The following is a 23,847-nucleotide window of genomic DNA, read 5'->3' as shown; positions in this document are numbered from 1 at the left end:
CTTATCTTTGATAACTAAATTAATTTAACATGAACAAAAAGGTTGTTTTAATGATTTTAGATGGTTGGGGAAAATCACCAGACCCTAAAGTTTCTGCTATAGATAATGCCCAAACACCATTTATAGATTCGCTTTACACAAAATATCCTAGTGCTAGTTTACGCACAGATGGATTACACGTAGGACTACCGGAAGGACAAATGGGAAATAGTGAAGTCGGCCACATGAATTTAGGAGCTGGGAGAATTGTATATCAAGATTTAGTAAAGATAAACCTTGCTGTAAAAAATAAAACACTTCAAGAAGAGCTCGTATTAAAAGATGCTTTTCAATATGCAAAGAGCCAAAATAAAAACATTCATTTAATAGGTTTGGTAAGTGATGGCGGTGTGCATTCACACTTAAATCATCTTTTTGGGTTGCTAGATGCCGCCAATGATTATGAATTAGAAAACGTATTTGTCCATGCTTTTACGGACGGAAGAGATGTAGATCCAAAGTCTGGATATGGTTTTATTTCTGAATTGGAAGACCATTTGAATAAAACTACTGGAAAACTTGCAACCGTTACTGGTCGTTATTACGCTATGGATAGAGATAAACGTTGGGAACGTGTAAAATTAGCTTATGATGCCATTGTTAAAGGTGAAGGTGAGCAAACCCAAAATGTTTTAAAATCTATACAGCAAAGTTACGAAGATGATATTACCGATGAGTTTATAAAGCCTTTAGTAATCGTTGGTAATGATAACGAACCAACAGCAAAAATAAAGGAAGAAGATGTTGTTATATTTTTCAACTTTAGAACAGATCGAGGAAGACAACTGACCCAAGCCTTGTCACAGGAAGATTTCCATGAGTATAACATGCATAAGCTTAACTTATATTATGTTACCATGACTAATTATGATGACAATTTTAATGGTATTAAGGTAGTTTTCAACAAAGACAATTTGTCCGAAACCCTTGGGGAAGTTTTAGAAAAACACAATAAAAAGCAAATTAGGATTGCTGAGACGGAAAAATATCCACATGTAACGTTTTTCTTTTCAGGAGGTCAAGAAGACCCCTTTGAAGGTGAAACAAGAATATTGAGAAACTCACCAAAAGTTGCGACATACGATTTAAAACCAGAAATGAGTGCCTTTGGGTTACGAGATGCTTTACTTCCAGAATTACAAAAAGGAGAAGTGGATTTTGTATGCCTTAATTTTGCCAACGGAGATATGGTTGGCCATACAGGTGTTATGGAAGCTGCGATTAAAGCCTGTGAAGCCGTTGATGAGTGTGTAAAAAGTGTAGTTACCGAAGCGTTAAATAATGACTACACAACTATTTTAATAGCAGATCATGGGAATTGCGAAACCATGATTAATCCAGACGGTTCGCCCCACACTGCTCATACGACCAATCCTGTTCCTATTATTTTAATTGATAAAGATTTAAAAGAGATAAAGGATGGAATTCTTGGGGATATTGCACCAACAATCTTAAAATTAATTGGCATTCCACAACCAGAAGCTATGACACAACATAGTCTTGTGTAAACTTGTTAAAGTTGTACCTTTGCCCCATAATTGAATTGATAGTATGAATTTTCAGGATAGATTAATAATAGCTGTAGATTTTGACGGTACCATTGTTGAAGATGCATATCCAAAAATTGGAAAGACTCGCATTTTTGCTTTCGAAACCTTACAACGCTTACAACAAGATGGTCATAGACTTATACTTTGGACCTACAGAAGCGGCACAAAACTACGAGAGGCCGTTGATTTCTGTAAAGAAAACGGTATTGAATTTTATGCTGTGAATGCAAGCTTCCCAGAAGAAAAATTCGATTATACTAGAAGTCGAAAAATTCATGCAGATCTTTTTATTGACGATAGAAACATTGGGGGTATTCTTGGTTGGGGAGAAGTCTACCAAATCATTACCAATGAAAAACCAGATATCAAAAATGTCAAGAAAAAATGGTGGCAGTTTTAATACTATATTTTCATTAAATCATTTCAAAATAAGCCTTATTAATCTCTTCTCTATGATCAGGGTGTGCTATTTCTACAAGGGCTTTGACACGTTCTTTTATGGTTTTTCCAAATAGATTAGCAATACCATATTCAGTTACAACGTAGTGGACGTGAGCTCTCGTTGTTACAACTCCAGCTCCCGTTTTTAAAACAGGTACTATTCTACTTATTCCCTTTCGAGTTATGGAAGGTAATGCAATAATCGCTTTACCGCCTTTGCTCAATGATGCGCCACGGATAAAATCCATTTGACCTCCTACACCAGAGTACATACTAGAACCAATAGAATCTGCACAAACCTGACCAGTGACATCAATTTCAATAGCAGAATTGATAGCTACCATTCTTGGATTTTGCTTTATGTAAGCCGTATTATTTGTGTAATTTGACGCGCGCATTTCTACAAAAGGATTATCATCAACGTAGTCATACAAACGTTTAGAGCCTATTAAAAAAGTGGTTAAGGCTCTTCCTCTATTAATTTTTTTATAGTTACCGTTAATAACATCACTTAAAATTAAATCTATAACACCATCAGAAAACATCTCAGTATGTAAACCTAAATCCTTGTGATTTGTCAATCTTGTTAAAACTGCATTTGGTATAGAACCAATACCCATTTGCAATGTACTTCTATCTTCAATTAAGCTAGCTACATAATCACCTATTTTACTTTCAACTTCAGATGGAACAGACATTTCCATAGTTGGAATTTCATCATCACACTCAACAAAGTAATCAATTTCTGTATGGTGAATGATACCTGCTCCATGAGTACGCGGCATATTTTTGTTGATTTGTGCAATTACTGTTGTAGCGTTATCAATCGCAGCCAGTGTCGCTTCTACAGAAACTCCCAGTGAGCAATAACCATGTTGATCTGGAATAGAAACATGAATTAAAACTACATCTAAATCAATAATATTCTCCTTAAACAAACGTGGCACTTCACTTAAAAATACAGGTGTGTAAGATCCATTGCCAGCTTTTAAGGTATGTCTAACGTTTTTACCAATAAAAAAGGAATTTACATGAAAACTGTCTTTTAGTTTAACATCTGCATATGGTGCTTCTCCCTCAGTATGCAACTGACAAATCTCAACATTTCTTAATTCTTCATGTCTAGCGGACATGGCTTTTATCAAGGATTTTGGGGCTGCTGCTGCTGCTTGTATATATATTTTATCATTAGATTTTATAACTTTTACTGCGTCTTCTGCGCTAACTACTTTGTACATTTTTTATAGATTTTAGGTTGCAAACTTACCTCGTAAAAAATACAAAAAAACTGTTATTTATCATGTTTCTATAATATTTTAAAATTGTTATAATTATCTATCTTTGCCAATTAAACTTAGAGCTATGATTATTGTAAAAACCAAAGAGGAAATTGAATTAATGCGCCAAAGTGCCTTAGTTGTATCTAAGACCTTAGGCATGCTAGCGAAAGAAGTTAAGGAAGGAGTTACAACTAATCATTTAGATACTATTGCAGAAACTTTTATAAGAGATCATGGAGCTGTGCCAGGATTTAAAGGCTTGTACGATTGCCCTTCTACCTTACTTTGCAGTGTTAATGAAGCTGTGGTACATGGTTTGCCAACTGATATTTCGCTGAAAGATGGAGATATTGTTTCTATTGATTGTGGTGCTTTGATGAATGGCTTTTATGGTGACCATGCTTATACATTCGAAATAGGTAATGTTGATGAGGATACCAAAAAATTAATGAAAACCACTAAAGAATCTCTATATATCGGTATTGATAAATTACGAATCGGTAACCGTGTAGGAGACGTGGGTTATGCCATACAGCAATATTGTGAATCTCATGGTTACGGTGTTGTAAGAGAGTTAGTAGGCCATGGTATCGGTCGTAAAATGCACGAAGACCCTGAAATGCCAAATTATGGTAGACGTGGAAGAGGGAAAAAATTTATAGAAGGTATGGTCGTTGCTATTGAGCCTATGATAAATATGGGAACCCATAAAGTGAAGCAATTAAAAGATGGTTGGACCATTGTGACACAAGACGGAAAACCAAGCGTCCATTTTGAGCATGATATAGCTATTGTAGATGGTCAGCCAGAAATTCTTTCGACGTTTGCCTATGTGCATGAAGCTTTGGGAATAACTTCAGATGAAGAGGATAAGTTCAGACAAAAAGCTTTAGTGCTTTAAAATGAAATCTCTATTCAAATTTTTTCTTAATCTCTTACCAAGACCTTTACTTATTCGGTTAAGCTATTTGGTCAGGCCAATACTAGAACTTTTTCTAAGGGGTAAAAACTACACCGACCCTATTGATGGTAAAAGCTTTAGAATCTTTTTACCTTATGGATACGGCAAACAACGACCAAATATATTATCACCCTCAACATTATCTCTGGAGCGCCACAGATTACTTTGGTTGTATCTTAAAAATGAGACCGACTTTTTTTCAGAAAATTTGAAAGTACTTCATTTTGCGCCAGAGCAGTGTTTTTTGAAACGGTTTAGAAAACTAAAACATCTAGATTATACAACAACAGATTTGTTATCACCAATTGCAGATGTAAAGGCTGATATTTGTAACCTTCCTTTTAATGACAATACTTATGATGTTATACTTTGCAATCATGTTTTAGAGCATATACCAAATGACACTAAAGCCATGCAAGAGTTATACCGTGTTATGAAATCTGGTGGTTATGGTATTTTTCAGATTCCTCAAGATATGAATCGAGAAGCTACCTTTGAAGATGATACAATAACAGACAAGTCTGAACGTGCAAAAATATTTGGACAATACGACCATGTTAGAGTCTATGGAAGGGATTATTTTGATAAGCTTCGCTCCATTGGTTTTAAGGTTGAGGAAGTTGACTATACATCTCAACTTAGTAATAATGATATTGATAAATATCGTTTAGCCAAAGGAGAGATTATTCCAGTAGTTTACAAATAAAAAAGACACAGCATATTTAGAAAGGTCACATATATTTACTCAGGAAAGTTATTTAAATTCAATGTTTCAATTTCTTGTTTATCATTTTCAAAAATTATAAAGGCTTTCAGTTCTGGATGTGATTGAAGAAAATATGTCACATTTTCGATTCCCATGGCTTGAAATGCTGTTGCATAAGCATCAGCAGTCATACAATCTTCAGCTATTACAGATACACTTAATACATTGGTTTTTGTAGGATATCCAGTTTTTGTATTGATGATATGCGCATAACGATTACCCTTTTCATCTGTTTTAAATTTCCTATATGTACCAGAAGTTGCCATAGCTTCATCTTTTAGAGTTATGGCTTTATAAACAGAATGTTGCCCATCGAAACGAGGTTCGTCCAAACCGACGCGCCAAGGTGATTTCTTTTCTACATTTTTACCCTTAACCCTAACCTCGCCACCAATTTCGATCAAATAATTTTCTATTTCTTTGTTTTCCAAAAACTCAGCAATAACATCTAAACCATAACCTTTGGCTATAGCATTAAATTCTATGTACGATTCTTTTGGTTTTTTTAATCTATTGCCAACCAAACCCACACGGTTTAACCCTACATATTGCATAAGGCTATCAATTGCTGTACTATCGGTAAGGAATTTATTTTTTTCAGCACCAAAACTCCAAGCATTGACTACATTACCTATTGTGGGATCAAACACCCCTTCTGTGGTTCTATAAACTTCCTTTGAGGTCTTAAACACGCGTTTAAAATGGTGGTCTACTTCTACATCTTCATTTCTATTTAGCCTAGAAATATCAGAATCTGGAATGTATGTGGAAAGTGATTGATTAACTACTGCAAATAGACTATCAAATTGTTTCTTGTAATTAGCACCTTCTTCAGAATAGTACTGAATATTGAAACTCGTGCCAAAAACCGGACCTGACAGTTTTGTTAATTCTGGTTGTTTTTTGTCTTCCTTGCAGCACGTGCATACTATTGCTATCAGGAATAAAAACATTGATTTTCTCATGCTATATATTTTTGACTTTGACTATATTTCGATTTTTGCTCAATGAGACTTTATCAGTCTGAAGATTAATTTAAATTCATTTCGATAACTTGAATACCATTATATTCAATCAAATATTCTTCGTTTAGGTAAATAGGTAAATCTTCTCCTTTTGGATTACCTAGACCAACACCAGCATACAACACTTTTGCATCTTTTTCAAAGGCATGCTTTTTGAATGTCTCCATCCAAATTACATCGTAATTGTTTGGATTCTCAGGTAAAATCACAGCTCTCACTATTACAAAATAGTATTGATTATTCTTATCGATACAAACAAATTGAGGATGGCGCTTAAGCTTACTATTTATAGCAATAAACTCAAAACCACGAGCTTCTAAATCCTTACCAACATGGTTCATGGCAAGATTATGTACTTCTTGGGGTGTTAGTGCTTTGCTCATATAGTGTTTAGACTGCGCTCAAGATAGACTTCAACAGTAAACTTTAATTCACACAAAAATACAACATTGCTTTATAAACGGAAAGTAGATTACTGCCTTTGCAGGAACAACAAAAAATCACTTAAATCGTACAAACTTTGCACTACCGAACGTGTAATTTGAAACAGGCACCACAGCGTTATCTTCTAATTTATACCAAGGAGAAATATCGGAATCCTTTAGATTCTTCACTAGGTGTACACTTTGTGCTGGAGTATTGCCCTGAAATAACAAAAACAGCTTTTCGCCTTTATCATTTATAACTTCATCACAAAGCATTACTATATGCCCTGGACTTCCTCCTTTAATGAGCATATCACCGATTTTTAGATCTTTGGCTTTTAAAGATTTGAGCTCGTTATAAAGTGAAAGTGTACCAGAATACATATAAATAAGATTCAAGTATTTATAGAAATTTTCTTTTGAATGATTTACTGAAGCAGTTTTATGAAATGAAACTTTACTACCATTGATTTTGGGACGGTAGCCTTCGGCATATTTTTTCCAAGAACAATAATGTCCAGAGGTAAAGTTGAAACCTATTTCATCTTTTCTATTACTGTTCCAAAGGTATTCACTTCTAACCCTTATTAATGCATCTGCACATTGTTGCAATCCGTTTTTAGGCACAGGAATTTCTAAAACTCCAATGTGTCCGCCCTGCCAAAAATATTCTGAATTATCGTAGTTAATAATCTTATTTCCAAAGGGCTTTAGCTTATAGTTTCTAAGATAATCTTCAAAACTTCCTTTGGGATACTTGGCTCGTCTATATCCTTCAGGAATGTTAACTCGAGATTTTATCTTAAGGCTATCTTTATTAATTAAAGTCGGTGTTTCAACAATTGCCTTAACGGTGTCTATGGCATTTTTCACAGGTTTAAATTGAAATGCCAAAGCTATTGCTGCAAGACATATTAATAAAATTAGTAGTACTTTCTTCATAAACTCTAAAACGAAAAAAATTAAAGATTTGTTATACAGAATTTGAATTTATGTAACTTTAGCATTACATGAGAACTGAATTTATATACATAATACTGATTCACGTTTTGCTTTTTTCATTAGGGTGTGAAAAGAAAAATAGTTTACCCGACCCTCTCGAAGCAGGATGGAAAGGTAAAGCTGTTTGCGAAGTTTTGGAGGAAAAGCAAAACCTAAGAGTACTCAAGTGTACTTTTAAGCCAGGTGTTGGTCACGAAAAGCATTATCACAATCCACATTTTGGCTACACACTTTCTGGCGGGACATTTAGAATAACTGATACTTCTGGTACAAGAGAAGTAGATGTGCCGACAGGTTATAGCTTTAGTAATGATCGAGTATCAACACATGAGGTTTTAAATATTGGTGAGACCACAGCTATATTTTTGATCATGGAGTATAAATAAGTTTTTACTATCTTTTCTTTTATATCGGAAAAGAAATACTTTTTATTTGTACCTACCCTCATTCGCTGCACTTTAACATTAGTATTACTGATTTTTATAAATATAAAGATTGGGCATAATTATTGCCATGTATCACTTTAACAATTAATCTTAAAATTTATGGCATTTAAGAGATAATCGGTAATTTTACTAAATTGAGCTTACTAGTTAGTTTAATAAAAATATATTAACTGAATAGTTTTGAATATTTTAACGACATACCAACAACCCTTTATCCTAAAAAAGGCATGTATTCTCATATGTATATTTTTTAGTACTGCTACGCTATTGTCTCAAAATGCCGAAACTGAAAACTGGTATTTTGGTGAACTTTCTGGATTAAATTTTGCTTCTCAAGAAAATCCTAGTGTACTTACGAATTCTAATATGGCTACGCCAGCAGGTTGTTCAAGTATTTCTGATATTGATGGAAACCTTCTATTCTATACAAATGGTAAAACCATTTGGAATAACAGTCATAACATTATGGTTAATGGGGACAACGTTTTTGGAGACCAAAATTCTGCGCAAAATTCCATTATCATTCCTATTTATGGATTAAACGACATCTACTATCTTTTTACCGTAGCACCAAATGGGCTGTTCTATGCAATTATTGATATGTCCCTAAATAATGGCTTAGGCGAAGTGACCAATTTTAATATTCCTGTATTGGAATCAACTGATGTTGGTAAGCTCACTGCGGTACATCATGCCGATGGTGAATCCATTTGGTTGATGACCACAAGAAAAAACGAGAACGACATTTATACATCGTTTTACAATTATAAAATTAATACTAATGGTGTGATAGAAAACCCTGTAATTTCTGATGGTTTATTTTATGAAGGAATTACGCAAGGTATTATGAAGTATTCGCCTGATGGATCAAGATTGGCTATTACTAATATCCGCCCAACTAGCCTAGACAAACATATTTCACTTTTTGATTTTGATAACGGAACTGGATTTTTAAGTAATAGGATAAATGTTTTAACCTCATTTACCTTTTTTGAAATTGTGTCTGCTTACGGTGTAGAATTTTCTAGCGATTCTAAAAAGTTGTACGCAACACTTATTAGGCAAGGTGATTTTAGTCCAGACACAGGAGGTATTGTAGAAGATTCTGAAAAACGTTCTTTTCTATATCAATATAATGCTGAATTTACTGATGTATCTGGCAATAGCTCATTGTTACACGAGCAGGTTGACGGCTTAATTCCCGGTAGTATCCAGCTCGCTAAAAGTGGAAAGATATATAGGGCTGTGTCGCAAAATGAAGGTAATGGGTTGAACTTTCTTGGTGCAGTAAACAACCCCAATGAAGTCGGGTTTGCATCTTCTTATACTCATAATAGTATTGATCTTAATCAAAATTTATCCAGATTGGGCTTGCCGAACTTTATCCAATCCTATTTTAGAACCCGAATCTTAAACGAAGACACTTGTTTAAATGAAGAACTGGCTTTTGAAGTTGATACTTATGCCCCTATAACTGCTGCGCAATGGGATTTTGGAGATGGTAACACATCGAATGAAATATCACCTAACTATAGCTATTCAGAAAGTGGAATATATGACGTCACAGTAACTATTACGGTAAACAATAGACCTATAACCACAAATAAGACTATTGAAATATTTGAGCTGCCAGAATTAATTCAAAATCAGGAATTGGTACAATGCGATGTAGACTTTGATGGAATCTCGATATTTAATTTAAATGATATAAAGGAAGTGATAACTGACCCTGATCTGGAGGAGCAACTTTTCTTTTTTGAAACTCTAGAAAATGCGGAACAGCATATAAATCCTATTACAAATCCAGATAGTTATACAAATATAGAACCTAATCAGGAAGTTTTTGTAAAGGTTGTAAATGATAATGACTGTGGTGTCTTTACCTCTTTTTTTCTTAATGCAATTTATGTCAGCCCTATCATTATTTCTGATTATTACGTATGTGAAGATTCGGATCAAATCGTCGGCGATGAGCAAGGTTATTTCACCATTACTGATATTATTGACCATATCAGAAATGAAATTGCTATTTCTTCTGGTACTTCCTTAGAGTTTTATCCAACACTATTTGATGCGCAGACCAGCCAAAATAATATACGTGCTGCGCTGCTTTCCCCCTCAACTACCATTTGGGTGAAATTTGTGGAACCTGGCTTCGCATGTTCTGGGATTGGTTCAATAAATCTTGTTGTAAATGACACCCCAATAGTAGAAATTAACGATAGTTATACATTTTGCCCTACAGAAGGTTTTACACTTTTCGGGGATCCAAGCAATGATAGGTTTGAATGGTTAAACAGTAATGGAGAAGTTTTATCTACGCTTCAAGAATTTACAACAAATACAGAAGGTACTTATACCCTAAATGCTTATAACACCCAAAATGGTATTGAATGTTCTAATTCCAAAACATTTACTGTTACGCAAATTCCAGAACCAGAATTTCAAACTATCATTACTGATTTAGATTACAATAATAATACTGTAAAAATTGTCATGGAAGGTGACGGCAGTTATGAATTTTCTCTGGATGATATCGCTTATTTTGGCAACTCAAATGAATATAGCTTTTTTAATGTGGAGTCTGGAATGCAAACCGTATACGTTAGAGATATTGACCAATGTTATCCAGCCATATCAAAATCTTTGCACCTTATTGGATACCCTAAATTTATAACCCCAAATGATGATGGTGTAAACGATTATTGGCAGGTTAAAGGTTTAACTGAAAACACTTATAAATCTATACGGATTTTTGATAGATACGGTAAACTTATAGCTGAGCTTAATCCTTCTAATGGACTACGTTGGGATGGCAGGTTTAATAATGTCGTGATGCCAAGTAATGATTATTGGTTTAGAGTCGAGTTCATTGATGGTAACGTGACTGTAGGGAATTTTAGCCTTAAAAATTAGTTATCCCTTTCTACTAATAAGTGCTACTAAATAATTATTCCATTCACAAAACCTTAATATTTAGTCAATTACAATCTTTTTTATTATCTTAATGGTCTTAAAAATCATAAAGATGATAGCTTCAAATCGATTCAATAATGCCGTAAATAAGCTCTATACAGCATTCCATAACAATACTTTAAATCCAGAAGATTGCACTCAATGCGCAGTTGGTAATATCTTAGACAATAACGATAGCTGGAAACACATGACAGACATCCATGGTTCCGTTAGGTTGAACTACATTGGTTTAGTACATCAGAATTTAGGAAGACGGTTCAACGGATACACACCTTTAGAACTTCTTAGAATAGAAGCGGCTTTTTTAAAAGGTTGCGGTTATAGACTTGGAAAATATTTCTGCCACAAACCAGACAACCATAAGGATAAATCCATCTTATTTAATGGTTTATCTGAGGTTGTTTCCACACTTTGTCAATTAGATAATATGAAAGATGTAATGGATTGTTCTACTATCTTTAAATTTGAGAGACTAGATAGCATTAGAGAAATGGTATAAAATAAAAAAGCCAATATATCAAAATATTGGCTCTAACTTTCTTTAATGTATCTACTATATAGCGGTAATTTTATCCACCAAAGTCATCAAACCTAATGTGCTCATCAGGAATACCGAAGTCTTCTCCCATTTTCTGAACAGCTTGGTTCATTAGTGGTGGACCACAAAAATATAATTCTATATCTTCTGGCGCTTCGTGATGATTTAAGTAATTATCTATAACACAATTGTGAATAAACCCAACAAATCCGTCACCCTCTTCATCATTAATATCTTTCTTAACTTTCCAATTATCCTCTTCTAATGGCTCAGAAAGTGCCATATAGAATTTAAAGTTAGGGAAGTCTTTTTCTAATTCTCTAAAGTGTTCTATATAGAATAATTCGCGTTTGGAACGTCCACCATACCAATAGGTTACTTTACGACCCGTTTTAATGGTTTTGAATAAGTGATATAAATGCGAACGCATTGGTGCCATACCAGCACCACCACCAACATAAAGCATTTCACTTTCTGACTCATTGATGAAGAACTCACCATAAGGTCCAGAAATAATCACTTTATCACCTGGTTTCTGTGCAAATATATATGACGATGCCACACCCGGATTTACATTCATCCATTGATTTTTTGCTCTATCCCATGGCGGAGTTGCAATACGTACGTTAAGCATGATTTCGCGCCCTTCAGCTGGGTAAGATGCCATTGAATACGCTCTTTCTACAGTTTCGGTATTCTTCATTACTAAAGGCCAAAGACCAAACTTATCCCATTCTGCTTGAAACTTATCTGGCGTTTCATGCTCTTCTGGATGCGCCGTAATATCAATATCAGAATATTTTATTTCGCATGGAGGTATTTCGATCTGAATATATCCACCAGCTTTGTAGCCCATATCCTCAGGTATTTCAACAACAAATTCCTTAATGAACGATGCTACGTTATAGTTACGTACAACAGTTGCCTCCCATTTCTTGATACCGAATACTTCTTCAGGAATGGTAATTTCCATGTCTTGCTTTACTTTTACTTGGCACGATAAACGAGCTCCTTCCGCCAGCTCTTTTCTTGAAAAGTGGGGTGTCTCTGTCGGCAAAGCTTCACCACCTCCTGATAATACATGACACTCGCATTGAATACATGTTCCACCACCACCACAGGCAGATGGCAAAAACACTTTATTACTTCCTAAAGTTGAGAGTAAAGTTCCACCTGAAGCGACTTCTATTTCGCGTTCCCCATTTATTAAAATCTTAACAGGACCCGATGGTGACAGTTTTTGTTTAACGAATAATAATAAGGCTACGAGCAATAGAGTTACCAATAAAAAGGCACCAACAGTTGCTATTATAGTTCCGATTGTACTTGCGGCTAATATCATCATACTCATCAATTACTTGTTTGTATTTTCAGCTAACTCTAAATCATCAGACTTAAGTTTAGCTTCTTCTTTTTCAATATTTTCTTTAATTACTTCAATAGTAGCTGATTTATCTTCAGACTTTGCTTCTTCGTCACCACCTGTTAACATACCGCCAAAACTCATAAATCCAATGGCCATTAATCCTGTTATAATAAACGTAATACCTAAACCTCTTAATGCAGGTGGCACATTACTATATCTAATTTTTTCTCTGATGGCGGCAATTGCCAAAATGGCTAAAAACCAACCAATTCCTGAACCTATTCCATAGTTTAGTGCCAGCCCCAAAGTTGCAATTTCTCTAGACTGCATAAATAATGATCCCCCTAAAATCGCACAGTTTACTGCAATTAATGGTAAAAATATTCCTAAAGAATTGTACAATGAAGGTGAAAATTTTTCGACTATAATTTCAACCAATTGTACCATTGTTGCAATTGTAGCAATAAACATGATAAATGATAGGAAACTTAAATCGTAACTTGCGTATTCTTCGCCCAACCAAGATAACGCTCCAGGCTGCAATATATATTGATCTAACAACCAATTTAAAGGTACTGTAATTGCCAATACAAAAATTACAGCAGCACCTAAACCAACTGCAGTTGACACTTTTTTAGATACAGCAAGGTAAGAACACATTCCTAAGAATGTAGCAAACACCATATTATCTATAAATATCGATTTAAAAAATAATTCTATATGTTCCATATTATTTTAGTTTTCAGTTTATTACTGTTTACTGTGATTGCAAACTGTATACTGATTAGTCTTCGATTAATGCTTTGTTTCTACTACGTTGTACCCAAATAATGATTCCCACCACAATAAGTGCCATTGGTGATAATAACATAAAACCATTATTCTCATATCCAATACTGTACAATCCCGTTTTTTCAATTGGATCTCCTAAAACAGGAATGCCCAATAAAGTACCAGAACCCAATAGTTCTCTAAAGAAACCAACTATAACTAATATAACTGCATAACCCAATGCATTACCGATACCATCTAAAAATGATCTCCATGGACCGTTACCTAGTGCAAAAGCTTCAAAACGTCCCATAATAATACAGTTAGTAATAATAAGCCCAACAAATACCGAAAGGGTTTTACTCAATTCATAAGCAAAAGCCTTAAGTACTAAATCCACAATAATTACAAGCGTTGCCACAACAATTAATTGTGCAATAATTCTAATTTTTGAAGGAATAATATTTCGCATTAATGAGATAACAACGTTACCAACACCCATTACAAATAATACTGAAATAGACATTACAATAGATGCTTCGAGCTCCGCAGTAATAGCTAACGCAGAACATATACCAAGTACCTGAATAGTAATCGGGTTGTTATCCGCTAATGGGTCTGTAATTAACTTAGTGTCTTTTTTTGAAAGAAGTCCCATAGTATTTACTTAGTTTTTAAATTATCAAAATAAGGCTTGTAAAGTTTTAAATCGCTTTTAATCATAGCTGAAACCCCGTCACCTGTAATTGTAGCACCAGCAATGGCATCTACCTCATTGTCTGTTTTGTCTTTATTTTTAGGATCTGCATTTCCTTTTGCTACTGTTATGCCTTTGAAAGCACCATTCTCAGTAAGTAAATGTTCACCATAAAAATCATCCATAAAATAACGCTGCTTAATGTTAGCGCCTAAACCTGGTGTTTCGCCTTTGTGATCAAAATAAGCACCTTGAACAACCATATTTTCATCCATTGCTACATAACCCCAAATTGCATCCCATAAGCCTTTACCATAAATTGGTGCCACGTAAACTGTTTTTCCTTCTTTGTTTTTCCCAACAAACAAAGGTAATTTTCGTTCTCCACCATTTTTAGCACTAGCCTGTTGTTTTTTAACATCAATTAAATAAGGTTCTTGCTTAGTTTCTTCAAAATACTCATCGCGCGTTTGCTTTTTCAACACCTTACCATTAGCATCTATCGTTATCACTATTTGATCATCTACATTTGCATTAAAAGCCTCAGGTGCCTTATCTGTAGAAATAAAAACAGCACTTGTTTCATCATTATCGTTTATACCCATGGCATAAAGAATATTCTGCTGTTTTTCTAACCTTTGATTTTCACTAATTCTTGGTTTTAAAGAGGATGCTAAGAAGGCTAATAATGATCCTACAACCAACACCATTGCAATCGCAAATATTATGGTGTATGAATTTTTATCTGTTCTATTTTCCATTATTAAGCAGTTTTAACTTTTAAACGCTTCATTCTTTTCTTCACATTTCCTTGTACCACATAATGGTCAATTGTTGGTGCAAAGACATTCATTAATAAAATGGCTAAGAATACACCTTCTGGATATGCCGGATTGAATACACGAATCATAATCGATATAAATCCGATTAAGAAACCATATATCCATTTTCCTTTATTTGTTTGGGCAGCAGTTACTGGGTCTGTTGCCATATAAACGGCACCGAATAAAATACTTCCAATAATTAGATGTTGCCAAAAAGGCACACTCATAAGTCCGTAAAACTTACTTGCTTCACCAATCCATCCTGCATCTACAACACCATTAAAGATTAAGCCCATCACTAAAGCACCAATTACTGTACTTAGCATAATTCTCCAACTTCCTATCTTAGTAAAGATTAAAAATAAGGCTCCTATTATAATTAGAAATTTTGAAGTTTCACCAACAGAACCTGGTATAATGCCCCAAAACATGTCCCAATAATCTATTCCTGCTAGTGAACTATTTTGTGCATAAGCTCCCAATAAAGTTTCACCAGAGATAGCATCTAAGTTTTGACCTGCCGCAATGGCTTGGTCTCTTTCTACTGCGCCATGCACCCAAACTTTATCTCCAGACATCCATGTAGGATATGCAAAGAATAAGAATGCACGAATAGTTAATGCTGGATTAAGAATATTCATTCCTGTTCCTCCAAACACTTCTTTTCCTATAACCACACCAAAAATAACAGCAACTGCTAACATCCATAACGGAATATCCACAGGAACAATTAATGGCACTAACATACCTGTTACCAAATAGCCTTCTTCTACTTCGTGACCCTTGATGATTGCGAATACAAACTCTACTGCCAGACCTACTCCATAAGAAACAACTACCAAAGGTAAAACTGTCCAAGCACCGATGATTAAATTATCAATAGTCCAAAATGAAGCACCTAAGAATCCATCTGCTGAATCTATTAAGCCTTGAGCTAAGTAGTGTTGATAACCTGCATTGAACATACCGAATACTAAACATGGCACCAATGCCATGATTACGGTATTCATCGTACGTTTTAAATCGTCGGCTGCCTTGATATGAGTTCCATTATGAGTAGTCTCATTAGGCATATATAAAAACGTAAAAAGGGCATTGAAACCAGGAAGCCACTTCTTGTCTTTATTCTTTTCCTTAAAATTGTGTAAATTTTGTTTTAAACCCATTATCCTATCTCTTTAAGCATTAAGTCTAATCCTTCTCTTATAATTTTTTGATGTGGTTGTTTGGACACACATACAAATTCTGTTAACGCAAAATCTTCTGGTGCTACCTCATACATTCCCAAAGCTTCCATTTCATCCAAATCTTTATACATACAAGCTTTTAGGATTTGCATTGGATAAATATCTAAAGGAAATACTTCTTCGTAAGTTCCTGTGGTTACAAATGCACGATGCTCTCCGTTTGTATTTGTATTTAAATCGTATTTTTTCTTAGGGTTTAACCATGAGAAAGTTAAGGCTCTCGACGTAGAAATCTTGTTAAAAACTGGTTTATTCCAACCAAAGAATTCATAATCATCTCCTTCAGGTATTACCGTAATTACATTACTGTAATAATCTAAATTACCGTCTGGAGCTATTTTTTTTCCTGTTAAAACATTTCCGGATATAATTCTATCATTACCATCTTTATCAACGCCATTATCATATATCATAGTTGATACTTCAGAACCAATTTTTGTTTTAAAATATCTAGGTTTTTTAACAGAAGAACCCACTAAAGCAACGGTACGTTCAGCATTGAACTTACCTGTTAACAAAAGCTCTCCGATCACAACCAAATCCTGAGCATTTAGGGTCCAAACGACTTCACCTTTATTAATTGGGTCAACTCTGTTTATTAAAGTCCCCACATTTCCTGAAGGATGTGGCCCAGATACTTTGTAAGTTGTTACATCATCTAAACCAGCTAATGGCGAATTCGTACTTCCTACTGAAACATGAATACCACCTTCTGTCAATTTAGATAAAGCAGTAACAGCAGCTTGTAATTCAGCTTCTTTACCTGTTAAAGTAAAATCTAAATCAGCAGCTAAAGGAGCACTGGCATAGCCAGAAATGAAAATAGCTTTTGGTGTACTATTTGCCTTTGCAACAACATCATAAGGGCGTTGTTTTATAAATGCCCAACAACCTGAAGCCAATAAATGGGCTTTAATTTTATCTGCATCTGATGATAAATCAAATTTACCATGATCGACATAGGTTTGTTCCTTGTCTGCAGTAATTTTAATAGCATCTATTCGACGTCTCGGGCCGCGTTGCACTTCTGTCACCTCACCAGAAACTGGGGAAACAAACTTCATCTCTTCATTATCTTTATTGTAAAATAAGGTTTCGCCTGCTTTTACACGCGTACCTTCTTTTGCAACAAGTTTTGGGATAATACTGTGGAAATCTTCAGGTCTGATAGCGTAGAAATTGCTAATAATAGCGTTCTCTTTAGTTTTTTCGGCTTCACCGACCAACTTTATATCTAAACCTTTTTTAATTCTGATGTCTTTTGACATATACCTCAAAGATTAGTTATCTAAAAATCCGTGCAAATTTACGAATTAATGCTTAAATAATTTTTAATTCGATGCATCTTTTTTATTTATAGCCATTATAAATAAGATTAATATCTAAAGGCATAGATTTTGATTATCTTTATGCACAAGTCAAAAATAAATGATGAAAAAAAATTTCTATAGCATATTATTGCTCTTATTATTCCCAACACTTTTACTTTCGCAAGTGGTAGAAGTAAGTCCTCCTGATTTTATAAAAACCATAAAATTTAAGAGCAATACAACTCAAGGGCAATTGCCTATTCTAAAACTCGGAGAGCCTTTGATATTAGAATTTGATGCTTTAAACGCCAATGAAGAAGACTTCTATTATGTTATTGAATATTTTAATTTTGACTGGACACCGTCTATTTTGGTAAAAGGTGAATATTTAAGAGGGTTGGACAATCAACGTATATTAGAATACTATAACTCTTTTAATACATATCAGGTGTATTCTCATTATAAATTACAAATTCCAAATATCCAAACTCGTGGGCTATTGAAAAGCGGTAATTATATGATTTCGATTTATGATGAATATGATGAACTGATGTTTAGTAGAAAATTTATGATTTATGAAGATCTAGTGAACGTTGGTGTACGCGTTAAACGCTCTAGAGATGTAAGGGTTATTGCCGAAAAGCAATCCGTTGACTTAGTTGTGGCCACTAACAGCATTAATTTTAATAATCCGTTAGAGACTATCAAAACACTTATCATTCAGAATAATAATTTAAATACATCCATAGACAACTTAAAACCACAATATACTTTAGGCAATGAACTTATCTACAGATACGATACCGAATCTGCATTTTGGGGAGGCAATGAATATTTTTGGTTTGAAAACAAAGACGTAAGAACTTCTAACGTCGGAGTTCAGTTTATAGACTTAAAAGATATATACCAAAGTTACCTATACCCTAATGTATCTAGAGATGGGCAACCTTACACTTATAATCCCGATCTTAATGGAAACTTTCAAGTTACAGCGGCAGATCGTTTAGATACAGATATCGAAGCAGATTATACCATGGTTCATTTTTCTCTATTGCAAGAAGAACTAAAAGGTAAAGACATCCATGTGTATGGCAATTTTAATGCTTTCGCCATTGAACCTTTAACAAGAATGGAATTCAATCCCGAAAGTGGTGAATACGAAGTAAGCTTTCGCCTTAAACAAGGTTTCTATAACTATAAATATGTTGTGGTAGATAAAGAAACCGGCGAACTCGACGAAGGTGCTATTAGTGGTGATTATTGGCAAACCGAAAACAATTACAAGGTTTTGGTATATTATAGAGATCTGGGCGCACGTTATGACAAACTTATTGGTTATGGTGAGGCTACTTCTGTAGACATTTCTAATTAAAACTAAATTTCTTTTTACCTTTCACATTAAAATTGACTGTACAGAATGCAAAACGATATTGCCTTATTTTCTGAATTGTGTGACGAGCTTTTAAAAGCAGAACTTAACGAACCAGTCGCCAAACCTATTCCCACTTCAGAATTATATAACGAACTCAATTTATCTTTAGACACTAATGGCATTGTTGATGAAGACTTAAAAATAACGCTAAAACAGATTGTAAGAAGCACACCAAAAACAGCATCTAAATCATTTTTCAATCAATTATTTGGTGGCAGAATTGGCAAAGCCACATTAGGGGATTTGCTCTCAGTTATGTTCAATAACAGTATGTATACTTATAAAGTTGCCGGCCCGCAGGTCGGTATAGAAAAACAGGTTCTTAAAAACATTTGTGCTTTGGCAGGTTATTCTAGCAACTGTGATGGCACATTTGCACCAGGAGGGTCAATGAGCAACATGATGGCACTCATTATGGCAAGAGACGCAAAAAGCGAGTCTATTAGAGCCAACGGACTTTCATCAAAAATGACACTTTACACCTCAGCAGTTTCCCATTACTCAATTTCAAAAAATGCAGCACTAACCGGTATAGGAAGAAATCAAGTACGGCATGTTAATACAAATAATAAAGGAGAAATGCTAGCTGGGCACTTAGACGAATTAATTCAGGAAGATATTAGTAACGGCTATCAACCTTTCTTTGTAAATGCTACAGCTGGTACAACAGTTCTTGGAGCTTTTGACGATATTGGATCTATAAGTAACGTTTGTAAAAAACATGATCTTTGGCTACACGTAGATGGAGCCTATTGTGGTGGTGTAATTTTTAGCAAAACGTATAGACATCTTATAAAAGGCTTAGAACTTTCGGATTCTTTTAGTATTAATGCTCACAAAATGTTAGGCACACCTTTGAGCTGTTCCATCATAGTTACACAACACAAAGCACAATTGTACCATTCTTTTTCCAACGAAGCGGATTATTTATACCAAACCCATGGAGATGATTTTAACTTAGGAAAAACGTCCCTACAATGTGGAAGACGAAATGATGCTTTAAAAATTTGGACACTTTGGAAGTCTATTGGTACCATAGGTCTAGAACAAATTGTAGATAAACAATTTAAAATGGCACAAATCGCAAGAGATTACATTAACCAAAACGACAATTATACGCTATACAGTTTTGACGACTCTATCTCTATTTGTTTTAACTACAAGGACATCCCTGCAAGTGAATTGTGTACAGCTCTCTATGAAAATTCAGAGCTTATGGTTGGCTTTGGGAAGTTCAATAATCAAGAGTTTGTTAGGATGGTGACTATAAATAGTTTGTTGGAAGAAAAAGATATTTTGGCTTTTTTTGCCACTTTAGAAGGTCATGTTGTCGAAAAAATGTTAAATATGAACGCTTCTTAACATTAAAATAAGTTATCATTCAAAAATTATACTATTTTAGCATACTCTTTGCAATTAAGATTAATGGTACAGCAAGTTACAAGCGGAATTAAAATTTCCGTAGAAACCAATTTTGAAGGCACATTTTATAAGAACTATAAAGTGCGCTTCGCCTTTGGCTACAAAGTAACCATCGAAAACCAAAGTAAAGATTCTGTTCAATTAAATTCACGTCACTGGAAAATTCTTGATGCCCTTAATAATGAGGAAATCGTTGAAGGTGAAGGTGTTATCGGAAAAAAACCTGTATTAAAACCAGGCGAATCCCATACTTATAATTCTGGATGCCTTTTAACGTCACCGTTTGGCGCCATGCAAGGACATTACAACATGGTCAACTTTACCAAGGCGAGTAAATTTAAGGTGTATATTCCTTCTTTTAAATTAAGTGCGCCTTTTGCATTGAATTAGAGTGTCCTTTTGTTATTTTGAAGTATTGAGGAATCTCCACTTTATTTATTCAAACAAAAACATTTTTTATTTTTTGAAATCTTTTACATAATCAAAACGGTAGATTATCCCGCCTTGCTTTATATGAAAGAACAAACAATTTGAATAGTGCACAAATTTATAGTCTGAACCAATATTGAAACTATTATCATCTACCTTATAAATACCGTCACAATCTAAATTACCATAAGGTGAAATCCGCCTTAACCTAAACTCCGAAATGTTTTCCAAATCGTAAATCTCAAACCAAGCTCCTGCTGCAATACCACCCAACCATTGCGCATGTCTAGCCTTGGTATTGTTATGCTTTGGTTCTAATGTTCCTGCTAAACTTGGGTTATATTCTTTTAGTGTATCTAAAAACAAGCGTCTATTTTCTCTGCCAACCGTAGACTTAAATTCGCTGATTTCTCCTCTATCTGAAATAAGATATACAAAATCCTCTGTATCAGCAATTATCACATTTCCTACAGTACTTGGCGTAAACCATTTAGAATTTTCTAATCGCTTTTTAATCTTTTTATCAGTTACAGAAGCAATTAGAGTATCCGTTACAAAACGCGCACAATTGCATGCTATTTTTATAAAAGCCGCATATCTAATGAAGCCTTTAGACTGCATCTTGTCGATATGCGTTCTTGCTAAATCGTAATTTACTGCGTTACAAACTGAAGCATACAAATTGCCATCACCATGCGTTAATTTGGGATGTGTTGATAGAAACTTCAAAATCTCATCTAAATTTTTAATAGTATCATTTTCAATTTTTGCAACGATAGGGAAATTCAATTCAAAATCCGTTTCTCTTCCTCTTACTCTACCATTAGGGGAAGATGTAATGTAACGTCCAAAATCATGATACTCCAATACACCCGATGTTTTATGGATTAAAACCAAAGCAGCATGCCCAGCCCTTACATGTTTTTTACTGCCAATAAAAAGAAAGCGCAAAAACTTAGAATACCATTCTTCAGCATGAGATACTATGGTCTCTGGATAGGCTAAGGTTAAAATAAAAGCATCGTTTTTTTGCATGGGCGCATTCAAAAAATTTCAGCTTGCAACTTACAAAAAATTGCAGTTGTAATCTTCACACAACTATAACGTTTCAAATAAGTAATATCTCATAAATATTGTACCTTTGCACTTTCAAAATTTTATTCCCACATAGGTGGGAATCTTAATTAATAAATTCAAAAAAACATAAACCAGATTCCCGATTTCTAGGGAACGCTAAAAAAATTTAACGATGGGAAAAGGATTCTTTAATGTACCAGTCGCTGTTAATGAGCCTGTAAAGTCTTATGCACCTGGTTCACCAGAGCGCAAAGCGGTTTCACAAACATACAAATCTATGTTTAATAGCAAAGTTGAAGTCCCTTTATATATCAACGGAAAAGATGTAAAAACTGGAAACACTAGAACCATGTCTCCTCCTCACGACCATCAGCATATTGTTGGTGAATATCATTTGGCAGAACAAAAACATGTTGACGAAGCAATTGCCACAGCTTTAGAAGCCCGTAAAACTTGGTCACAAATGCCTTGGGAACAACGTGCTGGTATCTTTTTAAAAGCCGCTGAATTAATCGCTGGGCCATATAGAGCTAAGATTAACGCAGCTACCATGATTGCACAATCTAAAACCGTACATCAAGCAGAAATTGATGCCGCTTGTGAGCTAATTGATTTTTTACGTTTCAATGTACAGTTTATGACTGATATTTATATGGAACAACCTGAAAGTACAAGTGATGCTTGGAACCGTGTAGAATACAGACCTCTTGAAGGGTTTACCTATGCTGTAACGCCATTTAACTTTACTGCTATTGCTGGAAACTTACCAGCATGTATGGCATTGATGGGCAATGTAGTGGTATGGAAGCCAAGTGATAGCCAAGTGTATTCAGCTAAGGTAATTATAGATGTATTTAAAGAAGCTGGTGTACCAGACGGTGTTATTAATGTTGTGTTCGGCGATCCTGTAATGATAACTAATACCGTAATGGCTAGTCCTGATTTTTCTGGCCTACATTTCACAGGTTCTACATTTATCTTTAAAGAATTGTGGAAACAGATCGGAAACAACATTCATAACTATAAAACCTACCCAAGAATCGTAGGTGAAACAGGAGGAAAGGATTTTATCATTGCACACAAATCTGCAAATGCAAAACAAGTAGCAACAGCTATTTCTCGTGGAGCATTTGAATTCCAAGGCCAAAAATGTAGTGCTGCTTCTAGGGCATATATTCCGAAAGGGATTTGGGCAGATGTTAAAAAGTACGTAATTGAAGACATAAAATCTTTTAAAATGGGCTCCCCTGAAGATATGAGCAATTTTATTACTGCTGTAATTCATGAAGGTTCGTTTGACAAGTTAGCTAAATATATTGATGGTGCTAAAGCTGATAGTGATGCAGAAATCATTGCTGGTGGTAATTACGATAAGTCAAAAGGTTACTTCATTGAACCTACGGTTATTGTAACATCAAATCCAAAATACACGACAATGTGTACCGAACTATTCGGACCTGTGATTACTATTTATGTTTACGAAGACGACGCCTATACTGAAACTTTAAAATTGGTTGACGAAACCAGTGAATATGCTTTAACAGGCGCTATATTGTCTACAGATAGATATGCTATAGAAGAGGCAACCAAAGCTTTACAAAATTCTGCTGGTAATTTCTATATTAACGACAAACCAACAGGTGCAGTTGTGGGTCAGCAACCGTTTGGCGGAGCAAGAGCTTCTGGAACTAATGATAAAGCTGGTAGCGCACAAAACTTATTACGCTGGGTTTCTCCTAGATTAATCAAAGAAACATTTGTAACACCAATAGATTACAGATACCCTTTCTTAGGTTAATTTTAGTAACTCTCTAAAAAACAAA

General features: G+C 34.7%; 22 protein-coding genes. 11 read left to right on the top strand and 11 right to left on the bottom strand.

Translation table 11 applies throughout. The features are described from left to right. Positions 1-29: 29 nt before the first annotated feature. Together gpmI and KCG49_RS11500 are read left to right on the top strand one after the other, a co-directional pair. Positions 30-1,547, top strand: coding sequence for a 2,3-bisphosphoglycerate-independent phosphoglycerate mutase (gpmI, locus tag KCG49_RS11505; protein WP_218546671.1), 1,518 nt, complete (start codon positions 30-32; stop codon positions 1,545-1,547). Between the two features lie 43 nt (positions 1,548-1,590). Then, complete coding sequence (locus KCG49_RS11500; protein ID WP_218546669.1) at positions 1,591-1,989, top strand: BT0820 family HAD-type phosphatase; 399 nt, start codon at positions 1,591-1,593, stop codon at positions 1,987-1,989. A gap of 13 nt (positions 1,990-2,002) precedes the next feature. Here KCG49_RS11500 and KCG49_RS11495 read toward each other — a convergent pair whose 3' ends face one another. Further along, a complete protein-coding gene (locus KCG49_RS11495) occupies positions 2,003-3,268 on the bottom strand; it encodes an acetyl-CoA hydrolase/transferase family protein (protein WP_218546668.1) in 1,266 nt (421 codons plus the stop codon). A 124-nt stretch (positions 3,269-3,392) separates the two neighbouring features. Between KCG49_RS11495 and map the strand changes: the two genes are divergently transcribed. Together map and KCG49_RS11485 are read left to right on the top strand one after the other, a co-directional pair. Beyond that, positions 3,393-4,211, top strand: coding sequence for a type I methionyl aminopeptidase (map, locus tag KCG49_RS11490; protein WP_218546667.1), 819 nt, complete (start codon positions 3,393-3,395; stop codon positions 4,209-4,211). Between the two features lies 1 nt (position 4,212). After that, positions 4,213-4,977 carry a class I SAM-dependent methyltransferase gene (locus KCG49_RS11485; protein ID WP_218546666.1) on the top strand — a complete coding sequence of 255 codons (765 nt, stop codon included), beginning with the start codon at positions 4,213-4,215 and terminating at the stop codon, positions 4,975-4,977. A 35-nt stretch (positions 4,978-5,012) separates the two neighbouring features. On the opposite strand, the gene KCG49_RS11480 is transcribed toward KCG49_RS11485, so the two are convergent. From KCG49_RS11480 to KCG49_RS11470, 3 genes are all read right to left on the bottom strand, one after another. Then, positions 5,013-6,002: an FAD:protein FMN transferase gene (locus tag KCG49_RS11480; RefSeq protein WP_218546665.1), complete on the bottom strand. Its 990-nt coding sequence runs from the start codon at positions 6,000-6,002 to the stop codon at positions 5,013-5,015. 65 nt (positions 6,003-6,067) lie between these two features. Continuing rightward, the gene (locus KCG49_RS11475) at positions 6,068-6,445 is read right to left on the bottom strand and encodes a DUF8840 domain-containing protein (protein ID WP_218546664.1); all 378 of its coding nucleotides are present in this window, start codon (positions 6,443-6,445) and stop codon (positions 6,068-6,070) included. A 117-nt stretch (positions 6,446-6,562) separates the two neighbouring features. Beyond that, complete coding sequence (locus KCG49_RS11470; protein WP_218546663.1) at positions 6,563-7,429, bottom strand: DUF4846 domain-containing protein; 867 nt, start codon at positions 7,427-7,429, stop codon at positions 6,563-6,565. Positions 7,430-7,497: 68 nt separating this feature from the next. Between KCG49_RS11470 and KCG49_RS11465 the strand changes: the two genes are divergently transcribed. The 3 genes from KCG49_RS11465 to KCG49_RS11455 all read left to right on the top strand — a co-directional run bounded on the left by KCG49_RS11465 (position 7,498) and on the right by KCG49_RS11455 (position 11,410). After that, a complete protein-coding gene (locus KCG49_RS11465) occupies positions 7,498-7,875 on the top strand; it encodes a cupin domain-containing protein (protein WP_218546662.1) in 378 nt (125 codons plus the stop codon). Positions 7,876-8,115: 240 nt separating this feature from the next. After that, positions 8,116-10,851: a T9SS type B sorting domain-containing protein gene (locus tag KCG49_RS11460; protein ID WP_218546661.1), complete on the top strand. Its 2,736-nt coding sequence runs from the start codon at positions 8,116-8,118 to the stop codon at positions 10,849-10,851. Positions 10,852-10,963: 112 nt separating this feature from the next. Then, positions 10,964-11,410: a Na(+)-translocating NADH-quinone reductase subunit F gene (locus tag KCG49_RS11455; protein WP_218546660.1), complete on the top strand. Its 447-nt coding sequence runs from the start codon at positions 10,964-10,966 to the stop codon at positions 11,408-11,410. Positions 11,411-11,480: 70 nt separating this feature from the next. Here the strand turns inward: KCG49_RS11455 and nqrF are convergent, their stop codons facing one another. From nqrF to KCG49_RS11425, 6 genes are read right to left on the bottom strand one after another with little or no spacing between them, the layout of a single operon-like run. Further along, positions 11,481-12,791, bottom strand: coding sequence for an NADH:ubiquinone reductase (Na(+)-transporting) subunit F (nqrF, locus tag KCG49_RS11450; RefSeq protein ID WP_218546854.1), 1,311 nt, complete (start codon positions 12,789-12,791; stop codon positions 11,481-11,483). Positions 12,792-12,803: 12 nt separating this feature from the next. Next, positions 12,804-13,544, bottom strand: a complete 741-nt coding sequence (gene nqrE / locus KCG49_RS11445) for an NADH:ubiquinone reductase (Na(+)-transporting) subunit E (protein ID WP_218546658.1) — start codon at positions 13,542-13,544, stop codon at positions 12,804-12,806. A 55-nt stretch (positions 13,545-13,599) separates the two neighbouring features. After that, on the bottom strand, positions 13,600-14,244 hold the full coding sequence (locus tag KCG49_RS11440) for an NADH:ubiquinone reductase (Na(+)-transporting) subunit D (RefSeq protein WP_218546657.1): 645 nt from the start codon (positions 14,242-14,244) through the stop codon (positions 13,600-13,602). Positions 14,245-14,249: 5 nt separating this feature from the next. Next, on the bottom strand, positions 14,250-15,044 hold the full coding sequence (locus KCG49_RS11435; RefSeq protein WP_218546654.1) for a Na(+)-translocating NADH-quinone reductase subunit C: 795 nt from the start codon (positions 15,042-15,044) through the stop codon (positions 14,250-14,252). 2 nt (positions 15,045-15,046) lie between these two features. Then, positions 15,047-16,273, bottom strand: coding sequence for an NADH:ubiquinone reductase (Na(+)-transporting) subunit B (locus KCG49_RS11430; RefSeq protein WP_218546652.1), 1,227 nt, complete (start codon positions 16,271-16,273; stop codon positions 15,047-15,049). Continuing rightward, a complete protein-coding gene (locus KCG49_RS11425; protein ID WP_218546650.1) occupies positions 16,273-17,622 on the bottom strand; it encodes a Na(+)-translocating NADH-quinone reductase subunit A in 1,350 nt (449 codons plus the stop codon). The genes KCG49_RS11430 and KCG49_RS11425 overlap by 1 nt, the downstream gene beginning before the upstream one ends. A gap of 163 nt (positions 17,623-17,785) precedes the next feature. On the opposite strand from KCG49_RS11425, the gene KCG49_RS11420 reads away from it, so the two are divergent. The 3 genes from KCG49_RS11420 (at position 17,786) to apaG (ending at position 20,908) form a co-directional block, all read left to right on the top strand. Next, a complete protein-coding gene (locus KCG49_RS11420) occupies positions 17,786-19,036 on the top strand; it encodes a type IX secretion system plug protein (RefSeq protein ID WP_218546853.1) in 1,251 nt (416 codons plus the stop codon). Between the two features lie 45 nt (positions 19,037-19,081). After that, positions 19,082-20,458 carry a pyridoxal phosphate-dependent decarboxylase family protein gene (locus tag KCG49_RS11415; protein WP_218546648.1) on the top strand — a complete coding sequence of 459 codons (1,377 nt, stop codon included), beginning with the start codon at positions 19,082-19,084 and terminating at the stop codon, positions 20,456-20,458. Between the two features lie 63 nt (positions 20,459-20,521). Continuing rightward, positions 20,522-20,908, top strand: a complete 387-nt coding sequence (gene apaG / locus KCG49_RS11410; RefSeq protein WP_218546645.1) for a Co2+/Mg2+ efflux facilitator ApaG/CorD — start codon at positions 20,522-20,524, stop codon at positions 20,906-20,908. A 66-nt stretch (positions 20,909-20,974) separates the two neighbouring features. Here apaG and KCG49_RS11405 read toward each other — a convergent pair whose 3' ends face one another. Further along, positions 20,975-21,982: a DUF6695 family protein gene (locus KCG49_RS11405; RefSeq protein ID WP_218546643.1), complete on the bottom strand. Its 1,008-nt coding sequence runs from the start codon at positions 21,980-21,982 to the stop codon at positions 20,975-20,977. 214 nt (positions 21,983-22,196) lie between these two features. On the opposite strand from KCG49_RS11405, the gene pruA reads away from it, so the two are divergent. Then, positions 22,197-23,822, top strand: coding sequence for an L-glutamate gamma-semialdehyde dehydrogenase (pruA, locus tag KCG49_RS11400; RefSeq protein WP_218546641.1), 1,626 nt, complete (start codon positions 22,197-22,199; stop codon positions 23,820-23,822). Positions 23,823-23,847 lie beyond the last annotated feature (25 nt).

This window comes from Winogradskyella luteola (genome assembly GCF_019203985.1).
Lineage (GTDB): Bacteria > Bacteroidota > Bacteroidia > Flavobacteriales > Flavobacteriaceae > Winogradskyella > Winogradskyella luteola.
This window is presented reverse-complemented; position numbering and strand designations above follow the sequence as displayed.

Excerpts from the sequence above, each read along its gene's own strand:
- map (WP_218546667.1), top strand. The coding sequence starts at position 3,393 with ATGATTATTGTAAAAACCAAAGAGGAAATTGAATTAATGCGCCAAAGT.
- KCG49_RS11435 (WP_218546654.1), bottom strand. The coding sequence starts at position 15,044 with ATGGAAAATAGAACAGATAAAAATTCATACACCATAATATTTGCGATT.
- KCG49_RS11470 (WP_218546663.1), bottom strand. The coding sequence starts at position 7,429 with ATGAAGAAAGTACTACTAATTTTATTAATATGTCTTGCAGCAATAGCT.
- KCG49_RS11420 (WP_218546853.1), top strand. The coding sequence starts at position 17,786 with ATGAAAAAAAATTTCTATAGCATATTATTGCTCTTATTATTCCCAACA.
- KCG49_RS11480 (WP_218546665.1), bottom strand. The coding sequence starts at position 6,002 with ATGAGAAAATCAATGTTTTTATTCCTGATAGCAATAGTATGCACGTGC.
- KCG49_RS11425 (WP_218546650.1), bottom strand. The coding sequence starts at position 17,622 with ATGTCAAAAGACATCAGAATTAAAAAAGGTTTAGATATAAAGTTGGTC.
- KCG49_RS11500 (WP_218546669.1), top strand. The coding sequence starts at position 1,591 with ATGAATTTTCAGGATAGATTAATAATAGCTGTAGATTTTGACGGTACC.
- KCG49_RS11430 (WP_218546652.1), bottom strand. The coding sequence starts at position 16,273 with ATGGGTTTAAAACAAAATTTACACAATTTTAAGGAAAAGAATAAAGAC.
- KCG49_RS11465 (WP_218546662.1), top strand. The coding sequence starts at position 7,498 with ATGAGAACTGAATTTATATACATAATACTGATTCACGTTTTGCTTTTT.
- nqrF (WP_218546854.1), bottom strand. The coding sequence starts at position 12,791 with ATGATATTAGCCGCAAGTACAATCGGAACTATAATAGCAACTGTTGGT.
- KCG49_RS11455 (WP_218546660.1), top strand. The coding sequence starts at position 10,964 with ATGATAGCTTCAAATCGATTCAATAATGCCGTAAATAAGCTCTATACA.
- gpmI (WP_218546671.1), top strand. The coding sequence starts at position 30 with ATGAACAAAAAGGTTGTTTTAATGATTTTAGATGGTTGGGGAAAATCA.
- KCG49_RS11495 (WP_218546668.1), bottom strand. The coding sequence starts at position 3,268 with ATGTACAAAGTAGTTAGCGCAGAAGACGCAGTAAAAGTTATAAAATCT.
- KCG49_RS11440 (WP_218546657.1), bottom strand. The coding sequence starts at position 14,244 with ATGGGACTTCTTTCAAAAAAAGACACTAAGTTAATTACAGACCCATTA.
- KCG49_RS11485 (WP_218546666.1), top strand. The coding sequence starts at position 4,213 with ATGAAATCTCTATTCAAATTTTTTCTTAATCTCTTACCAAGACCTTTA.
- KCG49_RS11405 (WP_218546643.1), bottom strand. The coding sequence starts at position 21,982 with ATGCAAAAAAACGATGCTTTTATTTTAACCTTAGCCTATCCAGAGACC.
- KCG49_RS11475 (WP_218546664.1), bottom strand. The coding sequence starts at position 6,445 with ATGAGCAAAGCACTAACACCCCAAGAAGTACATAATCTTGCCATGAAC.
- KCG49_RS11415 (WP_218546648.1), top strand. The coding sequence starts at position 19,082 with ATGCAAAACGATATTGCCTTATTTTCTGAATTGTGTGACGAGCTTTTA.
- pruA (WP_218546641.1), top strand. The coding sequence starts at position 22,197 with ATGGGAAAAGGATTCTTTAATGTACCAGTCGCTGTTAATGAGCCTGTA.
- nqrE (WP_218546658.1), bottom strand. The coding sequence starts at position 13,544 with ATGGAACATATAGAATTATTTTTTAAATCGATATTTATAGATAATATG.
- apaG (WP_218546645.1), top strand. The coding sequence starts at position 20,522 with ATGGTACAGCAAGTTACAAGCGGAATTAAAATTTCCGTAGAAACCAAT.